Below are 18,016 nucleotides of genomic sequence, written 5' to 3' on the forward strand. Positions count from 1 at the left end.
TTTCACCAACCTTTCTCAGAATCGGCCTGGTGCAGCAGTTGCGCACGCACGTCGGAAATTAAATACAGCGTACCGGAGACGACCCCGAGGTCCTCCGGTCCGATCGAAGCTTTGAACTCGGCCAGCGCCGTTTTCCAATCGGGCTGCACGACGATGCGAAGGTTCGGCTTGGCATATTCCGCCCGTAGTCCCTCCGCAATATCAGCCAGCGCCGAAGCATTCATTTTTTTGCGAAAATCCGGTTCTGTCAAGATCAATTCATCAACCAGCGGCAGAATGGATTTAAAATAGTCTTCGTGGCTTTTGGTGGACAACATGCCCATCATCAGTACGAGTTTGTTATACGTCCAGCCGTTTTGCAAGCTTTGTGCCAATGCAGCCGCCCCTTCGGGATTATGCGCGCCGTCCATCAGAATACGCGGATTTTTTTGTACAAGCTCCATGCGCCCTGCCCAAAAAGCTTCTTCAAACGCCGCCGTCGTCTGCTCGTCCTCCAGTTGGAACGCCATATACTGACGAAGCACCTCAAGCGCCATAAAAGCACCTGCGGCATTCTCCAATTGGTATTCTCCGCGCAGCGAGAGAGACAGATCGAATTCCCGGAACGGACCTTTGAAATGCAGGCTTTGGCCGTCTTCGCCAACTGCTGTTTTTTCATAAAAGAATTGCTCGCCCGCCGTATAACAAGTGCTGCTGTGAAGCTTGGCCGCATCCTTGATCACCTGCAACGCTTCCGGTTGGCTCACACTGGTCACGACCGGAACGCCCGCCTTGATAATGCCTGCCTTTTCTGCCGCAATCTTCTCCAGCGTATCGCCCAGAATATCCATATGGTCGTGTCCCACGTTCGTGATGATCGACAACATTGGATTCACAATATTCGTTACGTCCATACGTCCGCCAAGTCCCGTTTCCCAAATCACGACATCCGGGAAACAGACATCCGCATAATACAGAATAGCCAGCGCGGTCGAAACTTCGAACATGGTTGGCGACCCGAGTTCGGTCTCCGCCAGTTCTTCGACAACAGGATGTAACCGGTTCGACAGCGCGAGCAACGTCTCGTCCGGAATATCCCGCCCGTTGTATTGAAAGCGGTTCGTGAATTTCGTGATGTAAGGAGACGTAAACGTCCCAACGTCATAGCCGTTATGAATCAGCGCGCTGGTCAGAAAAGCACAAGTCGAGCCTTTGCCGTTCGTTCCCGCGACGTGAACAAACTTGAGACGACGGTGCGGATGGCCGAAGCGGTCCATCAGCGCCTCTATTCGTTCCAAGCCCGGACGGATGCCGAAAGGAATCAGTCCGTTAATCCATTCTACCGCTTCCGCATAAGAAGTCAGGGGCGCCGAAGCGCCCCGATCATTGTTGTCCATCGCTGAATCCCCTTACCCTTTCAGCTCGGCAATACGGGCCAGCACTTTATCGCGCTTCTCGGAGTAGTCGGCCTGTTTGGCACGCTCTTCCTCGATCACATGTGCCGGAGCCTTCGACGTGAAGCCGGGATTCGACAGCTTTTTGTCCACGCGCTCCACTTCCGCATTCAATGTCTTTACTTCTTTTTCAAGACGGGCGATCTCTTGGGCGATATCGATCAGTCCGGCCAACGGCAGATACAGCTCGGCTCCCGTAATCACCGATGTCACGGCTTTGTCCGGTGCTTGCAGATCCAGTCCGCTTGCATACTCGGATGTGTTACAGAAGCGACGGATATAGCCTTCGTTGGCGCTCAGGATGCTCAACATTTCCGGCGAAGTCGCTTTAACGTTCAGTTCGATCTTTTTGCTCATCGGTACGTTCACTTCAGCACGGATGTTGCGAACCGAACGAATGATTTCCATCAACAATTCCATTTCGCGCGCGGACTCCGCATTTTCCAACGCTTCATCATAGGTCGGCCAAGCCGCCAACGTAACCGTCTCGCCTTCATGCGGCAGATGCTGCCAAATTTCTTCGGAAATGAACGGCATAAACGGATGAATCATGCGCATGGTGCGGTCGAGCACGTAAGCGAGCACGGATTGCGTTTTCGCTTTTGCCGCTGCGTCTTCTCCATACAGCGACAACTTCGCGAACTCGATGTACCAGTCGCACAGATCGTCCCAGATGAAGTTGTACAGCAAACGTCCGGTTTCGCCGAATTCGTACGAATCGATCAGACGCGTGATGTCGCGGGATGTCTCGTTCATGCGGTGCAAAATCCAGCGGTCCGCCGTCGTCAAGTCACCCGTGATATCGATCTGGTCGTACGTAAAGCCTTCAAGGTTCATCAGCGCAAAGCGCGACGCGTTCCAGATTTTGTTCGCGAAGTTGCGGATCTGTTCGACGCGTTCCCAACGGAAGCGCAGGTCTTGTCCAGGTGTGATGCCTGTCGACAACATGAAGCGCATCGCGTCCGCACCGTATTTCTCGATGACTTCAAGCGGATCAACGCCGTTGCCCAGTGACTTGGACATTTTGCGCCCTTCGCTGTCGCGTACGAGACCGTGGATCAGCGTATCTTTGAACGGCATCTTGCCCGTGAATTCGTAGCCTTGGAAGATCATGCGCGATACCCAGAACGGAATGATATCGTAGCCGGTTACGAGTACGTCAACCGGATAGTAACGCTTGAAGTCCGCGCTTTCTTCGTCCGGCCAACCCATCGTCGAGAACGGCCACAGCGCGGAACTGAACCAGGTATCGAGAACGTCGTTGTCTTGAACCAGATCGTCGCGGCCCAGCTTTTCGCGCGCTTCTTCTTCGCTCTTGGCTACGACCATCTCGCCCGTTTCTTGGGAGTACCAGGCCGGAATGCGGTGTCCCCACCACAGCTGACGGGAAATGCACCAGTCGCGGACATTTTCCATCCAGTGCAGGTAGGTGCGCTCGAAGCGGTCAGGTACGAAGTTAACGCCCGTGCCTTCTTTTTGCGCAGCGACAACCGGCTCGGCCAGCGGCTGCATTTTAACGAACCATTGCGTGGACAAATACGGCTCGACAACGGCGTCGGTACGCTCGCTATGGCCTACCTGATGCAAGTGATCTTCGATCTTGATCAGAACGCCTTGTTCTTTCAGATCGGCAACGATCTTCTTCCGGCAATCCGCGCGATCCAGGCCTTCGTACGGACCGGCTTCGCTGTTCATGATGCCGCCTTCGTCCATTACCGTGATCTGCGGGAGATCATGACGCAAGCCGACTTCAAAGTCGTTCGGATCGTGCGCCGGCGTAATCTTAACCGCGCCGCTGCCGAAGTCTTTTTCTACGTATTCGTCGGCGATAACCGGAATTTCGCGGCCGATGATCGGCAGGACGAGCGTTTTTCCGATCATGTCCGCGTAACGCTCATCTTCCGGGTGAACGGCTACGGCGGAGTCGCCCAGCATCGTCTCCGGACGCGTGGTCGCTACCGTAATCGAACCGCTTCCGTCTTTAAGAGGATATTGGAGGTGGTACAGATGACCTTGCGTTTCTTTGTACTCAACCTCGATATCCGACAGCGCTGTGCGGGCAGCAGGGTCCCAGTTGATGATCCGTTTGCCGCGGTAGATCAGGCCTTTATCATACAACTTAACGAAAACTTCCTTAACCGCATCGGACAGGCCTTCGTCCAATGTGAAACGTTCACGCGAGTAATCCAGCGACAAACCGATCTTCGCCCATTGCGCTTTGATGTTGGCCGCGTACGTTTCTTTCCATTCCCAAGTCTGTTCCAGGAATTTCTCGCGACCCAGATCGTGACGGCTGATTCCTTGCTCGCGCAGCTTTTGCTCCACTTTGGCCTGCGTCGCGATACCCGCATGGTCGGAACCCGGCAGCCAGAGCGCGTCGTAGCCCTGCATGCGCTTCGCGCGAACCAGGATATCCTGAAGAGTGAAATCCAGCGCGTGACCGATATGCAGTACGCCTGTTACGTTCGGTGGCGGAATAACGATGCTGTACGGCTTCGCCTCCGGCACGCGGCCGGCTTTGAAGAAATCGTTCTCCATCCAGTACTTGTACCATTTCTGCTCCGCGGACTTCGGATCGTAAGTCGTTGGCAATGACGTTTGATTTTCGTTGTTTTGAATATCCGACATCGGACAGCCCTCCCGTTATTTGGGTTTACATTCGTTTGGTTTTCGTTTGGTTATTGAAAAAAGGCAATAAAAAAAGCCCTTCGTCGCAAAGGACGAAAGGACTTGCTTTCGCGGTACCACCTTTGTTCCGCAGCTAAGCGTTTCCCGTAGGAAAATCGCTATCTTCTCAGATCCGATTGCTTTCCCAAAGGAAAATCGGCATCTTGACTGCGGCACTCGTACGAATAACGGCCGTAACCGGCTTTCCCTAGCTTTTCGCGATTCATCCGGCGAAATCAGGTTCAGGAAAACGACTCCCGGGCGACTTCGACCAACATCCGTCCTACGGAATCTTCCAGCCTATGGATTCCGCTCTCTGAAGGGGCTGCTGCCTACTCTTCCCGTTCACTGTCTTTGATTTTGAAAAGTTTCATGAATATCCTTTATCATACCGTGCATAGCCGCGCGCGTCAATGATTCCGTACGAGAGTTGCCCCGTTATGTTAGGCGATCCAATAGCGATTGAAGCTCTGTCGGAAGCGGGTCGGCAACCTCGATCTTTTCTCCCGTAAAAGGATGTTCGAGTTTGAGACTCTCGCCATGCAGAGCTTGACGTTGCAGCAGGTCGTCGGAACCTCCGTAAAGCGTATCGCCGATTAGCGGATATCCGGCATGAGCCATATGCACGCGAATCTGATGCGTGCGACCTGTTTCAAGCGTTAGACGAACGAGGCTGGCCTGACCGTTACGGAGCGTCTGCACCAGCTCGACCCGGGTGAGCGCCTCCTGACCGCCGGGGGATACCCGGCGGCGGCTGTTGTGGTGACGGTCCCGACCGATCGGCGCGTCGATGACGCGCAGGTTGCGAGGGACTTTGCCTTCGGCGAGCGCGAGATAGACGCGGCCGATGGCTTTGTCGCGCATCTGCGCGTCCAGCGCCAGCCGGGCGAATTCGCCTTTGGCGTAAAGCACGGGACCGGACGTGTATTCGTCCAGGCGGTGCACATGGTGAACGGCGCAGGCTTCGCCGTTCATTTGGTAATGCGCGGCGACGACGTTCGCCAGCGTCAGGCGCTTCGCGCCTCCGTCGGGATGAACGGGCATCCCGGCAGGCTTGTGGACGACTAAGCAGAAGTCGTCTTCGTACAACGCTTCGAGTCCGTCTTCCGTCCAGACGGGCTCGAAGCCCAGGGCTTCGTCCGGACGAAGCCGCAGCCGCGCGCGGCCGCCCCGGACCTGCACTTCGCCCGCATGCAGCAGGCGGCGGGCCAGCTTGTCCGGCACGCCGAGCGCAGCGGCGGCCAGCGCTTCGGGCGTCGGCGAGGCGGCTGCGGAAAGCGAATTATCGCTGCCGGCCTGATCTGCGGGAATAGTTTCGTCGGAATAACCGACCGTGTCGAGATCGGGATCAGCCTTTTTTTCGGTCGGTTTTGCAGGCAAAACCGTCTCGATCCATTCGCCCCGGCGCGTCCAGGAGCGCGCCATCAGAGCGACAGCAGCGCGCTGCGGTGCGCTTCGATCGTAGCGTCGATATCGGCGTCGCTATGCACGCCGGATACGAACATGCCTTCGAACTGCGACGGCGCGACGCTGACGCCGCGATCGATCATCGCCGCGAAATAGCGACGGAACAAATTCAAATCGCTGGCTTTTGCCGTATCGTAGTCCACGACCGGACCTTCGGTGAAGAACGGGCAAACCATCGAACCTACGCGGTTAATCGTAACCGGAATCCCGACTTCTTTCGCATTTTTTTCGAATCCGGCCTGTAATCTCGCACCCGCTTCTTCCAAACGGTCATAGACCGCCGGAGTCAGCAGCTTCAACGTCGTGTAACCCGCAGCCATCGCCAAAGGATTACCGCTTAATGTACCCGCTTGATAAATCGGCCCGCTCGGCGCGATCTGCTCCATGATCTCGCGTTTGCCGCCGTAAGCGCCGACAGGCAGACCGCCGCCGATCACTTTGCCGAAGCAGGTCAGATCAGGCTTCACGCCGAAGCAGCTTTGCGCGGAACCGATGTGTACGCGGAACCCCGTCATGACTTCGTCGAAGATCAGCAGGCTTCCGTGACGTTCCGTCACTTCGCGCAATCCTTCAAGGAATCCGGCTTTCGGAGGCACAACGCCCATATTGCCTGCGATCGGTTCAACGATGATGCAAGCGATCTGCTCGCCGAATTTTTCAAAAGCAAGCTTAACCGAATCCAGATCGTTGTAAGGTACCGTAATCGTGTTGGAGGCTACCGATTCCGGTACGCCCGGGCTATCCGGCAGACCTAATGTTGCTACGCCCGATCCCGCTTTGATGAGCAGGCTGTCGCTGTGCCCGTGATAAGAGCCTTCGAATTTCAAGATTTTATCGCGCTTGGTCACGCCGCGCGCCAATCGGATCGCGCTAAGCGTTGCTTCTGTACCCGAATTGACCATACGGACAATCTCAACTGAAGGCACACGCTCCACGACCAATTTCGCCATCTCGGTTTCCAACAGCGTAGGCGCGCCGAAGCTCGTCCCTTTTGCCGCCGTCTCTTGCAAAACACGGACGACTTCGGGATGGGCATGGCCCATAATCAGCGGTCCCCAAGATCCGACATAGTCGATAAAGACATTACCATCGATATCGTACACGCGTGAGCCTTCACCGCGTTCGATATAAACCGGCGTCAGACCAACCGACTTAAACGCCCGAACCGGGCTATTCACGCCGCCGGGGATATACTGTTTAGCTTCTTCGAAAGCCGCGCTCGATTTCGTATCGATGCGTTTGGATACGGATTCGCTCATAGGATCACTCCTTCAAAAATTGTGTGCAAAAAGTCAAAAAAATCGATGCGCTAACCCACTTTTTTGTGCGAATACTGACGGTTTGTAAACATTTCGAACAAATTCCCAACGAAAAAGCGAAAAGATCGCCAAAATGTTGACTTTCCATCAGCATTTGCGAAAAAAACGGGATTAAACTACAAAAATGTGCACAAAAGGTCAACAATCCAAAATCGGCATAATGACCGTGATAAATTTGTAGTTGGAAGCGGCGAAATTCCAGTTCGATTCGCACGCAAGCCAACTATCGCACGCGGTCAAGGTACCTGTACCATGACCGTACTGAACCTGTGGTTTGAGGCGGCGAATCCTTCTTGGAGCGTGAAGGATTCGATTCGCACGCAAGCCAAACATCGCACGCGGTCAAGATACTAGCAGCTTGCGATTTTGCTTATCAGGTTGCTTCGCGGCTTAATTGCGGTCTTCGCGGATCCAACGGGCTGCATCTTTGGAGTGGTAGGTGATGATGATATCGGCTCCTGCGCGCTTCAAACCGGTCAACAGTTCCATCACGATTCCTTTTTCGTTGATCCAGCCGTTTCCTGCCGCCGCTTTGACCATCGCGTACTCGCCGCTGACATTGTAAGCCACGAGCGGAAGGTCGAATTCGTTTTTGATCGTGCGGATGATATCCATGTAAGCCATGGCCGGTTTGACCATCAACATGTCTGCGCCTTCCAGCACGTCGCTTTCCGCTTCGCGGATCGCTTCCAGCGCGTTGGCCGGGTCCATCTGGTACGTTTTGCGGTCGCCGAATTGCGGCGCCGAGTCGGCGGCTTCGCGGAACGGTCCGTAGAAAGCCGATGCGTATTTGACGGAATACGCCATGATCGGGATTTGGTCGTAACCCGCAGCATCCAGTCCTTCGCGGATCGCTTGCACGTAGCCGTCCATCATGTTCGAAGGCGCGATGATATCGGCTCCCGCTTCGGCTTGCGATACGGCGGTCTGTACAAGCAATCCCAGCGATTCGTCGTTCAACACGTCGCCGTGGATATGGCCGTCGCGTTCGAAGGTATGCACCATGCCGCAGTGGCCGTGATCGGTGAACTCGCACAGGCAAGTATCCGCGACAACGAGCAGATCGGGATACCAAGCTTTGATTTGGCGCGTCGCCTGCTGCACGATTCCGTCTTGTGCATAAGCTCCGGTACCGACACTGTCTTTGGTTTCGGGAATACCGAACAAGATGACGGCTTTGATCCCCAAATCGACGATTTCGTCCACTTCGGCTTTCATCATGTCGAGAGAAAAATTGTAAACGCCCGGCATTGAGCTGATTTCGTTCTTCACGCCTTCACCGTACGTAACGAAGATCGGCATGATAAAGTCGTCCGCGCTGATCGCGGTCTCGCGTACCATGCTGCGAAGCGCCGCGCTGCGACGCAAACGACGGTGTCTAACAGTTGGAAATGCCATAATAACAGGACTCCTTTTTTTAAAAAATGAATGTAAATGTTCGCCCGAACAGAAATCCGGCCGGGTCCTTCGGGTTTCAGGCGAAGGGTTCCGGCCGTTTCGTGCATTCAAGGTCGATGTTTAGGTGAATTTCAAACGAGCATAATCTTACTTTTATCGTTAATAAGGGACTCGCTGCGTGCACAAATCCGCTCTTCAAGTTACATACCCGTTTCTTTCCCGTCTGCCGAGACTTTCCACGCGCAAAGTGCCTCCAACAGCCCCTCAATCGTCGCTTCTTTTGCCAACAAATCCACGCGCAGACCCAGTTCTTCGGCCGTTTTGGCCGTTTGCGGACCGATGCAGGCCAGTGTCGACGCGTTCAGCAGCTCTACGGCATTTTCTTGTCCCATGCGTTTCAATACGGCCACCAAATTGCGAACGGTTGACGAGCTGGTAAACGTAATCGCATGCACTTTGCCGTCTTGCAGCAGGTCCAGCAGTTCCTCGTCGTCTTCGCCGGTCAACACCGTCTCGTACGTATCGAGCTCCGTCACTTCAAGGCCGCGTTCGCTCAGCGCCTGCGGCAACCAGGAACGCGCCAAGTCTCCGCGAGGCAGCAGCACGTGTTGACCGGCAAGCAGCTTCTCTCCGTAGGCCTCAAGCATGCCCTCTGCATCAAACGTAACGGGCGGCGCTTCGCTGCGAATGCCGCGTATTCGCAGCGCTTCGATGGTAGCCGGCCCCACTGCCGCGATACGCGCACGGTATAGCGCACGAATATCCAGTCCCTGCTCGTCCAGATGGCGGAAGAAATATTCAACGCCGTTGACGCTGGTGAAAAATACCCAGTCATAACGCTCGATCCCCGCAAAAGCTTTACGGATCGGCTGGAGCTTGTCTTCGCCTTCCGGCATAACGGTCTCGATAACCGGGAACTCATACGGCTCGCCGCCAAGTTCCTCGATCCGGTCGACCAATTCGCTTGCCTGACTGCGCGAACGCGTTACGAGTATGCGGCGTCCGAACAAGGGCATCTGCTCCGCCCAATGCAGGCGTTCGCGTTGACTGACGACGTCGCCCACTACAATAACGGCCGGCGGCTTAAAGTCGCGCGCCGCCACCTTCTCCGCGATATCCTCCAACGTGCCGACCAGCGTCTCCTGCTCCGCGCGGGTGCCCCAACGGACTAGGGCTACTGGCGTCGATGCCGGCCGTCCATGTTTAAGCAGCTGAGCGGTAATATGCCCGATCTGCGCAACGCCCATCATGAACACGAGCGTGCCGGTCGCGTTGGTCACTTTGTCCCATTTGATCATTTTGTCCAGCTTTTCCGGATTTTCATGTCCGGTTACGACGGAAAAAGACGAAGCCAGATTACGATGCGTGACCGGAATGCCCGCATACGCCGGAACGGCGATCGAAGAAGTAATCCCCGGTACGATCTCGTAGCCGATGCCGTGTTGACGAAGCTCTTCCGCTTCTTCCCCCACCCGACCGAACACGGTCGGATCACCGCCTTTAAGACGCACGACCACATGTCCTTCCAGCGCCAATTCGACCAGAAGTTTGTTGATGTCTTCTTGCTTCATCGTATGACGTTCGGTGCGTTTGCCTACGTAAATTTTACGCGCGCCCGGCTTCATTTGACGCAGCAGCCTCGGACTTGCCAAGCGGTCGTATACGACCACATCGGCTTTTTTGATGCACTCCAGCCCTTTTATCGTAATCAGCTTGGCATCGCCCGGACCCGCTCCGACCAGATAGACTTTCCCGACGCGTTTAGGCTCGTTTCCCATCGATTCTGTTCCCATGCGTTCAGCCCCTTGCCTGTTCGAGAATCTCGTCCGCGCCTCTGTCTGCCAGCAAGCGGGCAACTTCTCGCCCCAATGCTTCCGGATCCGTTCCGGTCGCGGATTCTTTGAGCAGCAGACTTCCGTCCGGCTTACCGACCAGTCCGGTCAGATGGACGGTTTTGCCGTCTTCATCCAATACCGCATAGGCACCGATCGGTACTTGGCAGCCTCCGTTGAGCGAAGCAAGCAGCGAACGCTCCGCCGCCACCGTACGCGCGGTGTCGCCGTCCTGATAACGACCCAGCAGCTCCAGCAGCTCGGCGTCGTCTTCGCGGCATTGGATGCCTAACGCCCCTTGTCCGACCGCAGGCAAACAAATCTCTACGGGAAGGTACGAGGTAATCCGGTCTTCCCAGCCCATGCGCTTGAGCCCCGCAGCCGCCAGCAGAATCGCGTCGAACCCTTCCGTTTCCAGCTTGCGCAGACGCGAATCGATATTGCCCCGAATCCATTCCAATTTCAGGTCAGGCCGATACGCCAGCAATTGACTGGAACGGCGCAGACTGCTGGTTCCGACCTTCGCTCCATGCGGCAGACCGTCCAGATCGACGCCCTCCCGGGAGATTAGGCAATCGCGAGGGTCCTGACGAAGCGGCACGGCCCCGTTAACCAGTCCATCAGGTAGCAACGCAGGCATGTCCTTCATGCTATGTACCGCCATATCAATCTCGCCGTTCAACAGCGCTTGCTCGATTTCCTTCACGAACAACCCTTTTCCGCCGACTTTCGACAGGGTAACATCCAGAATCTGATCGCCTTTGGTCACGATTTTCTTCACTTCGAAACAAACCTCGAGGCGCAGCTCGGCCGCCAGCTTTTCCAGCGCGTCGATCACCTGGTTCGTCTGCGTCACAGCCAGTGCGCTTTGTCTTGATCCGACTACAATTGTACGCATTCCCGTTATTCCTCCCGCTCTGTCTCAATCCATTCGGCCATTTGCGACTCGCTCCACGGCACGAATGTTTCTTGTCTGATATGGTCCAGTATATCCGTTTCCGTTAACTTTCGCATTAGGCGATGCCGAATCTCCGGCTCGCCGACACTCGCTCTGATCTTCTGCCGCATCACGTAAAGAAACTCGGCGTACGTTTCGTATTCACGGCCGAAACGTTCGTCGAGTTCCCGAATCAGCGCGGACGCCGCGGACGGTCCGGCCCCCGACGTCGAAGCCGTCACGACCAACCTGCCGCGCCGCAATACGGCCGGATGAATAAAATTGCCTGCCTGAGCGCGGCTGGCGACGTTGACGAGCGCTCCGCTGCGGCGTGCCGCTTCCGCGATCCGCTCGTTCAACGCCTCGTCGCCGCTGGCCGCGTACACGATCCTGTAGTTCTCGGCGTCTTCCATCCGGGCTTCTCGCGCGATCCGCTCGAGCTGCCCGGATTGCTCCAACGTCCGGATCTCATCGCCGATCTCCGGACTGATTACCGTCAGCTTAGCCCCTGCCGCAAGCAGCTGGTTGGCTTTGCGTCCTGCGATTTTCCCGCCGCCAACAAGCAGAACATGCATGCCGCGCAGGTCCATCATGATCGGCATATACTCCGTCATTACCCGCTCAGCCTCCGTTCCATTTGTGATATTCGGAAAACGCGTTGCTCAGCAGGTTGACGATCACGAGCGCGTAACCGACCAGCGTCCACTTGGCGATTGAAAAACCGGAATACTTGCGCGTGCGTTTCAACACAAAATACAGCCCGTACACGGCAAGTGCCGCAAACGTCGTAATGCCTTTGATATCGAACAGCATCTCCCACCGCTTTTGCGCCACGATCATAATGAAAGCGACCAACAACGACACGATGAGCAGCGGCGTTCCCGTCAGCACGGCGAGATGCGCCCAGCGTTCGGTCTGTTCCAGACTCGGCAGGCGCCGAATCGTATCATTCCATTTCTTCTTTTTTAACATGGCATATAAAAAGAGATATAAGATGCCGAATACGGCGGCGATCGTCAATGCCACCAGGCTCAAATTCGCCAGCGCGACGTGCAGGATCAACAGCAGCTGCTGGGTATACCCGATATGCTCCGCGTGTTCGCCGACCGAAAACCAAAATTCGTTCAGCACGCTGGCCGTGAATCCGACGATGCCGAGCAGCAGCACGACGAATTCGGCTTTTTGCGTCAAGGCCAGAGCAAAACCCGCTGTCGTGAGGACGAAGATAAACAAAAACAGAAAATCGTAGATGGAAAACATCGGGACCCGATTTTCCAAGACGATCCGTACGACAATGACTGAAAACTGCAACAATCCCGTGACGCCAAGAAGCCCCGTGCCGATCCGCCGGGATCTCACGCTGCGGCTCACGCAATCGGAGAAATAGAACAGAAGGCTCAGGGCATAAATGTAAATCATCAACTCGATCAAACTCGCAAGCAGCAGCATGCCGTTCACCTACCTAGAGGGCTGCCGGACGCAAAGCAAAAGCCGGGATGTCCACCGTCTTTTTTTCCGACTCCCGGATTACGGCCGCTTCCGCCTGCTCGATTCTGGACTCCAACGCAAAAATTTGGGTGAACATATCGACGGCTTCGGCACCGTTTTTGTCCGCTGCCATTTCTTTGACCCGATTGATCGGATCGTGCATCATCTGGTTGGCGACGCTTTTCATCATCCGACTAATGACTTTGCGTTGACGCTCGTCCAGTTCCGGAAGCTTGTTGAACAAACTTTCCAGCGTTTCCTGGTGAATATCCGTCGCTTTCTCCTGGAGTGCGCGGATGACCGGACGAACGCCCAGCGTCTTCAGCCAACCGTAAAAGTTGTCGGATTCCTGCTCGATCATACGTTCGATCTTGATTGCTTCGGCACGTCGGAGTTCCATGTTACTCTCCACGATGCCTTCAAGATCGTCGATATCATACAGGAATACGCCCGGAAGCTCGGCAATCGTCGGATCGATATTGCGCGGAACGGCGATGTCGATCATGAACAGCGGACGCGAACGGCGCGCCGCAGCCAAAGTCTTCACCTGCTCGCGCGTCAGCACGTAATCGGCAGATCCGGTCGAACTGATCACGATATCCACTTCGCCCAGCATCGCGACGCCTTCTTCCAGCGTACAAGGCACTCCGTTGAAGCGGCCGGCCAGTTCGCGCGCTTTTTCTACCGTACGATTCGCTACAATGACCTGCGCCGCTCCGCTGGCATACAGATGCTTCACGGTTAACTCGCTCATTTTGCCCGCGCCGAGGATCAGTACCTTCTTATCGGTAAACATACCAAAAATTCGCTTGCCCAGCTCGATCGCCGCGTAGCTTACGGAAACGGCGTTCTCGCCGATCGAAGTCTCCGAATGCGCGCGCTTGCCCAGCGTTACGGCCTGCTTAAATAACATATTAAACCAAGTTCCGGTCGCCTTCTCCGCCTGCGCGGTCAGGAACGCTTGCTTCACCTGCCCAAGAATCTGGGTCTCGCCGAGCACCATCGAATCCAGTCCGCAAACGACTTTCATCAAATGCTCGACCGCGCGCTCGTCCTCGTGCATATAAAGATGTTGCGTAAATTCGGCTTTCGGAATGCCGAACCATTGCTCCATGAAATTGCGAATATAAAAAGCGCACATGTGCAGCCGGTCCACCACGACGTACAATTCGGTCCGGTTGCAGGTGCCCACGATTACGCCTTCAAGGACGCTTTTCGTTTCTTTCAGCCGATACAGCGCCTCCGAAAGGTCCTCTTGCGCAATCGCAAACCGTTCTCTGATGTCGACTGGAGCCGTTCGGTAATTCAATCCGACTACCATGATGTGCATAACTGTTTCACCGCCTGATCTGAGATTGCTGCCAAATAAACATTCCTACAAACTATATAAAGTATATCACAACGTCTTCCTGCATTTTGACAAATTAAATGAAATGTTTATGAATATTCGATGTTCGTTAACAATTTTATGCTTCCAACCTGAATAAACGAAAAGCCTCTTCACGCAGCAGTTCGTCAATTTGTTCGATCTCTTCGATATTCCGGGCGGCAAGACGCCAATCCAACAAACGGTCTACCTGCATGCGGACGCAGGCAATCTCATATTCAATATCGGTCGAAGCGAATCGATATTCAAGCTCCGGAATCTGATCGCGATGCTCGAATACAAGGCGGCTCGCTCCCGGCGTGAGTTCGATAATCCGGCGCACGGAGCCTTCCGCATAGAAGTCCAGCATCACAAATCCCGGATAAATTCTTCGCACCATCCCGTCCCCTTTGAACGCAACAAACAGTTGGCGAATGAGATGCGTAAGTCGCGGATTGACAAGGCGAAAAGACAATTCACACACAAACAGATTGCGTCGGCGATCAAAAGGAAGCCTGACTTCCTCGCCGCCTTCGTCCTCAAGCACGATCTCCCGGCTTCCGCCGTCCAGCACCCGCACCCGATAATGAATCCGCGGATCTTGAATGTGTTGCATGAACCTCGACATCTGGCTTTCCGGCAGCAGTAAACGGGCCTTCACGAATTCCGTAGCTAATCGCTGCGCCATAGCGGATCTCCTCGATTCCTAAGGATGGGATGAATATGGATACGTCTACCTTTATTATACCCGCTTTACATAGAAAGACGGCCCCGTCGCCGGAGCCGTCTTTCGCTTGAATTCAAGGATATCAGACTGTTTACAGCCTTTTTGTAAGCGCTTCAATACTCATTCTTCTTATTGCTCTTTATTCTGCCGTTTCGTCTTCGATTACGCCATCCTCGGCATTACCGCTCGCTTCGAACTCCGCTTCCGCTTCCGCCGCGCGTTGGTCAAGCGTCTTCAACTCGCCCAGATGATCTTCGATGATCTTCCACAGCTCTTCCTTGCCCATATCCGTTTCGGACGAGAACATGACAAAAGGATCACCCGGACGCATGCCCAAGTCCTGCTTGATGACTTTCGCATGCTTTTGCCAACGGGTCTTGGGAACTTTATCCGCTTTGGTTGTCACCACGCAGATCGGGCGATCGTAATGGGTCAACCACTCGTACATCATGACATCGTCTTTGCTCGGCGGATGCCGAAGATCAACGACCATCAGCACGAGCTTCAACGGCTCGCGCTCCAGCATATAGCGCTCGATCATCTGACCCCACACTTCGCGCTGCTGCTTCGACACTTTCGCGAAACCGTAGCCCGGGAAATCGACGAAGAAAAACGATTGGTTGATCAGATAGTAGTTCATATGCTGCGTCTTACCCGGAACGGAACTGGTTCGAGCCAGGTTTTTACGACGCAAAAGACGGTTGATCAACGAGGATTTACCGACATTGGAACGTCCGGCCAACGCGATTTCCTGCAAACCGTCCACCGGATATTGCGCCGGTCCGACCGCGCTGATCTTAAATTCAGAGCTTGTTACATTCATGTTTGAAAATTCCTCTCTCGGACGTGGAAAAGCGACTCGCAAACCGATCGCTTTTCCGTCCTCGCAACTTCAATATTCGATTCGCTTTGCATGGAGCTTGGTATCAATGCGTTTCGATTTGGATCTCGGATGCTTCCGCCGCAGGCGGCAGCATGACCTCGGCCATCAACGCATGTTCCAACACTTGGTCCATATGCGATACCGGCACAAACTGTATGGCTTCTTTTACGCTGTCCGGAATATCGCGCAGATCTCGCTCGTTATCCGCAGGCAACAGCACTTTTTTGTATCCTGCACGATGCGCCGCAAGCGACTTTTCTTTAAGGCCGCCGATCGGCAGTACCCGTCCGCGCAGCGTGATTTCTCCCGTCATGGCGATGTCTTTCGATATCGCTCGGCCGGTGAGTGCCGAAATCAGCGCCGTCGCTAACGTAATGCCGGCAGACGGGCCGTCTTTCGGTACTGCGCCTTCCGGAATATGAATATGCACGTCGTTCTTCTCATGGAACTGGCCGTCGATGCCAAGCTGCTCTGCACGCGAACGCGTATAACTAAAGGCCGCCTGTGCGGATTCCTTCATCACATCGCCCAATTTGCCGGTGAGCGTAAGCTTTCCGCTGCCCGGCAGAACGCTGACTTCGATCGTCAACGTCTCCCCGCCGACTTCTGTCCAGGCTAAACCTGTTGCGCTGCCGACCTGATCTTCGGCTTCTGCCAACCCATAACGGAATCTTGGATTGCCCAAGTATTCTTTGAGCGAGTCCTTCGTAACTTCGATCCGTTCACTTTTTCCCGATACTAGATATTTAGCCGCTTTACGGCAAATCGCGGCAATCTGTTGTTCCAGATTCCGGACACCCGATTCGCGCGTATATTCTCGAATGATTTGCAGCAGGCCTTCCTGCGGCAAATCCAACTGTTCTTCATTCAAGCCATGCTCGCGTTTCTGCTTCGGCAGCAGGTAACGGTTCGCGATTTCCAACTTTTCCAGCTCCGTGTAACCTGGAATGTTCAAGATCTCCATCCGGTCCAGCAGCGGACGAGGGATACCCTGAAGCATATTCGCCGTCGTCACGAACATCACCTTAGACAGATCATACGGAATTTCAACGAAATGATCGCTGAACGTGTTGTTTTGCTCGGGATCAAGCACTTCAAGCAATGCCGCAGACGGATCGCCCCGGAAATCGGAAGCCATCTTGTCGATCTCGTCAAGCAGGAACACCGGATTGGAGCTGCCTGCCGTGCGCATGCCTTGCAAAATGCGGCCCGGCATTGCGCCGACGTAAGTGCGGCGATGACCGCGGATTTCCGCTTCGTCGCGCACGCCGCCGAGCGAAACGCGCACGAATTCCCGTCCCAACGAGCGGGCAATAGAGCGGGCCAGCGATGTTTTACCCACGCCCGGAGGCCCGACGAGACACAGAATCGGACCTTTCAGCTTTTTGACAAGCTGCTGCACGGCCAGGTATTCCAATACGCGCTCTTTCGGTTTTTCCAGACCGTAATGATCTTCATTCAGAATATCTTCAGCCCGAACGATATCCAACACATCCTCGGTTTCTTTGCTCCAAGGAAGCGCCAGCAGCCAGTCGACGTAGCCTCGAATGATTCCGCCTTCGGCCGCGCTGGTCGGCATGCGTTCCAGTCGATCGATTTCTTTTTTGATTCGTTCATGGACTTTCTCCGGGAATTCGCCGTTCTCAAGCTGCTCCCGCAGTTCTTCGACTTCTCCGGCACGGCCGTCTTTCTCGCCGAGTTCTTTTTGAATCGCCTTCATTTGTTCGCGCAGGTAATATTCCTTCTGCGTCTTCTCCATCTGCTTCTTCACGCGCTGGCCGATTTTGCGTTCCAACTCCAGTACTTCGCGTTCATTATTGAGCAGATCGAGCAGCTTTTCCAAGCGCGGACGGAATTCGACGGTTTCCAAAATCGCCTGCTTGTCCTTGATCTTGATCGGAAGATGGCTGGTGATGACATCGGCCAGTCGCCCGGGCTCATCAATATCGGATACCGCAGCCAACGTCTCCGGCGTTACCTTTTTCGACAAATTGATGTAATGCTCGAATTGGGTCAATACCGTGCGCATCAGCGCATCGACTTCCGGATCTTCCGTTGTGGGTTCAGCCAGTTCACGGGCATACACTTCATAGAACTCCGTGTTTTCCTCAATGAACTCCAACACTTCTGCACGCTCTAATCCTTCAACCAACACGCGAATCGTGCCGTTTGGCAGTTTGAGCATTTGTCGCACCTTGGCAACCGTTCCGATTCGGAATATATCATCCTGCTCGGGTTCCTCGATATTCACTTCGGACTGCGAGCAGAGAAGAATCAAATGATCGTCGACCATTGCCTTTTCCAGCGCCTTGACCGAGCGTTCCCGTCCAACATCCAAATGAAGCACCATACTCGGATAGACGAGAAGTCCCCGCAAAGGCAGCAACGGAAAACGGCGGTTTTTCTGTTTGCTCAATCCCATCGTTTTCACACCTCCAAAAGGCTTATCGTGCATATGCAATATACAATGTTTATGCGTGTGTTAAGTGTAGCATATCG

At 54.7% G+C, this 18,016-nt stretch carries 13 protein-coding genes and 1 other annotated feature; all 13 genes read right to left on the reverse strand.

Annotated elements, in window-relative coordinates:
* Positions 1–2: 2 nt before the first annotated feature.
* The 13 genes from SACSAC_RS22070 to lon all read right to left on the reverse strand — a co-directional run bounded on the left by SACSAC_RS22070 (position 3) and on the right by lon (position 17,939).
* Entirely contained in the window at positions 3–1,376 is a 1,374-nt protein-coding gene (locus SACSAC_RS22070; RefSeq protein WP_037290409.1) for a bifunctional folylpolyglutamate synthase/dihydrofolate synthase, read from the reverse strand.
* A 12-nt stretch (positions 1,377–1,388) separates the two neighbouring features.
* Positions 1,389–4,061 (reverse strand): valine--tRNA ligase, encoded by a 2,673-nt coding sequence (locus SACSAC_RS22075; RefSeq protein ID WP_037290413.1) that lies wholly within the window; start codon positions 4,059–4,061, stop codon positions 1,389–1,391.
* Between the two features lie 85 nt (positions 4,062–4,146).
* Positions 4,147–4,458: a binding site (T-box leader), on the reverse strand.
* Positions 4,459–4,538: 80 nt separating this feature from the next.
* A complete protein-coding gene (locus SACSAC_RS22080) occupies positions 4,539–5,525 on the reverse strand; it encodes an RluA family pseudouridine synthase (RefSeq protein WP_037290415.1) in 987 nt (328 codons plus the stop codon).
* Positions 5,525–6,826: a glutamate-1-semialdehyde 2,1-aminomutase gene (hemL, locus tag SACSAC_RS22085; protein ID WP_037290417.1), complete on the reverse strand. Its 1,302-nt coding sequence runs from the start codon at positions 6,824–6,826 to the stop codon at positions 5,525–5,527. Before hemL ends, SACSAC_RS22080 begins: the two co-directional genes overlap by 1 nt.
* A 450-nt stretch (positions 6,827–7,276) precedes the next feature.
* Positions 7,277–8,284, reverse strand: coding sequence for a porphobilinogen synthase (hemB, locus tag SACSAC_RS22090; protein ID WP_037290419.1), 1,008 nt, complete (start codon positions 8,282–8,284; stop codon positions 7,277–7,279).
* Positions 8,285–8,484: 200 nt separating this feature from the next.
* A complete protein-coding gene (cobA, locus tag SACSAC_RS22095; protein ID WP_245608675.1) occupies positions 8,485–10,077 on the reverse strand; it encodes a uroporphyrinogen-III C-methyltransferase in 1,593 nt (530 codons plus the stop codon).
* Positions 10,078–10,081: 4 nt separating this feature from the next.
* Positions 10,082–11,014, reverse strand: coding sequence for a hydroxymethylbilane synthase (gene hemC / locus SACSAC_RS22100; protein WP_037290421.1), 933 nt, complete (start codon positions 11,012–11,014; stop codon positions 10,082–10,084).
* Between the two features lie 5 nt (positions 11,015–11,019).
* Entirely contained in the window at positions 11,020–11,667 is a 648-nt protein-coding gene (locus tag SACSAC_RS22105) for a precorrin-2 dehydrogenase/sirohydrochlorin ferrochelatase family protein (RefSeq protein ID WP_037290423.1), read from the reverse strand.
* Between the two features lie 7 nt (positions 11,668–11,674).
* Entirely contained in the window at positions 11,675–12,502 is an 828-nt protein-coding gene (ccsA, locus tag SACSAC_RS22110; RefSeq protein ID WP_037290425.1) for a cytochrome c biogenesis protein CcsA, read from the reverse strand.
* A 13-nt stretch (positions 12,503–12,515) separates the two neighbouring features.
* Positions 12,516–13,871 (reverse strand): glutamyl-tRNA reductase, encoded by a 1,356-nt coding sequence (gene hemA / locus SACSAC_RS22115; RefSeq protein ID WP_037290427.1) that lies wholly within the window; start codon positions 13,869–13,871, stop codon positions 12,516–12,518.
* Between the two features lie 136 nt (positions 13,872–14,007).
* Entirely contained in the window at positions 14,008–14,595 is a 588-nt protein-coding gene (locus SACSAC_RS22120; protein ID WP_037290429.1) for a hypothetical protein, read from the reverse strand.
* A gap of 178 nt (positions 14,596–14,773) precedes the next feature.
* Positions 14,774–15,457: a ribosome biogenesis GTP-binding protein YihA/YsxC gene (gene yihA / locus SACSAC_RS22125; RefSeq protein WP_037290431.1), complete on the reverse strand. Its 684-nt coding sequence runs from the start codon at positions 15,455–15,457 to the stop codon at positions 14,774–14,776.
* Between the two features lie 103 nt (positions 15,458–15,560).
* Positions 15,561–17,939 carry an endopeptidase La gene (lon, locus tag SACSAC_RS22130; RefSeq protein WP_037290434.1) on the reverse strand — a complete coding sequence of 793 codons (2,379 nt, stop codon included), beginning with the start codon at positions 17,937–17,939 and terminating at the stop codon, positions 15,561–15,563.
* Positions 17,940–18,016: the final 77 nt, after the last annotated feature.

The sequence above is a fragment of the Saccharibacillus sacchari DSM 19268 genome (assembly GCF_000585395.1).
GTDB classification, from domain to species: domain Bacteria; phylum Bacillota; class Bacilli; order Paenibacillales; family Paenibacillaceae; genus Saccharibacillus; species Saccharibacillus sacchari.

Coding starts and splice junctions, on each gene's coding strand:
- hemA (WP_037290427.1), bottom strand. CDS start 13,871: ATGCACATCATGGTAGTCGGATTGAATTACCGAACGGCTCCAGTCGAC.
- SACSAC_RS22075 (WP_037290413.1), bottom strand. CDS start 4,061: ATGTCGGATATTCAAAACAACGAAAATCAAACGTCATTGCCAACGACT.
- SACSAC_RS22105 (WP_037290423.1), bottom strand. CDS start 11,667: ATGACGGAGTATATGCCGATCATGATGGACCTGCGCGGCATGCATGTT.
- hemC (WP_037290421.1), bottom strand. CDS start 11,014: ATGCGTACAATTGTAGTCGGATCAAGACAAAGCGCACTGGCTGTGACG.
- yihA (WP_037290431.1), bottom strand. CDS start 15,457: ATGAATGTAACAAGCTCTGAATTTAAGATCAGCGCGGTCGGACCGGCG.
- cobA (WP_245608675.1), bottom strand. CDS start 10,077: ATGGGAACAGAATCGATGGGAAACGAGCCTAAACGCGTCGGGAAAGTC.
- hemB (WP_037290419.1), bottom strand. CDS start 8,284: ATGGCATTTCCAACTGTTAGACACCGTCGTTTGCGTCGCAGCGCGGCG.
- lon (WP_037290434.1), bottom strand. CDS start 17,939: ATGGGATTGAGCAAACAGAAAAACCGCCGTTTTCCGTTGCTGCCTTTG.
- SACSAC_RS22070 (WP_037290409.1), bottom strand. CDS start 1,376: ATGGACAACAATGATCGGGGCGCTTCGGCGCCCCTGACTTCTTATGCG.
- ccsA (WP_037290425.1), bottom strand. CDS start 12,502: ATGCTGCTGCTTGCGAGTTTGATCGAGTTGATGATTTACATTTATGCC.
- SACSAC_RS22080 (WP_037290415.1), bottom strand. CDS start 5,525: ATGGCGCGCTCCTGGACGCGCCGGGGCGAATGGATCGAGACGGTTTTG.
- SACSAC_RS22120 (WP_037290429.1), bottom strand. CDS start 14,595: ATGGCGCAGCGATTAGCTACGGAATTCGTGAAGGCCCGTTTACTGCTG.
- hemL (WP_037290417.1), bottom strand. CDS start 6,826: ATGAGCGAATCCGTATCCAAACGCATCGATACGAAATCGAGCGCGGCT.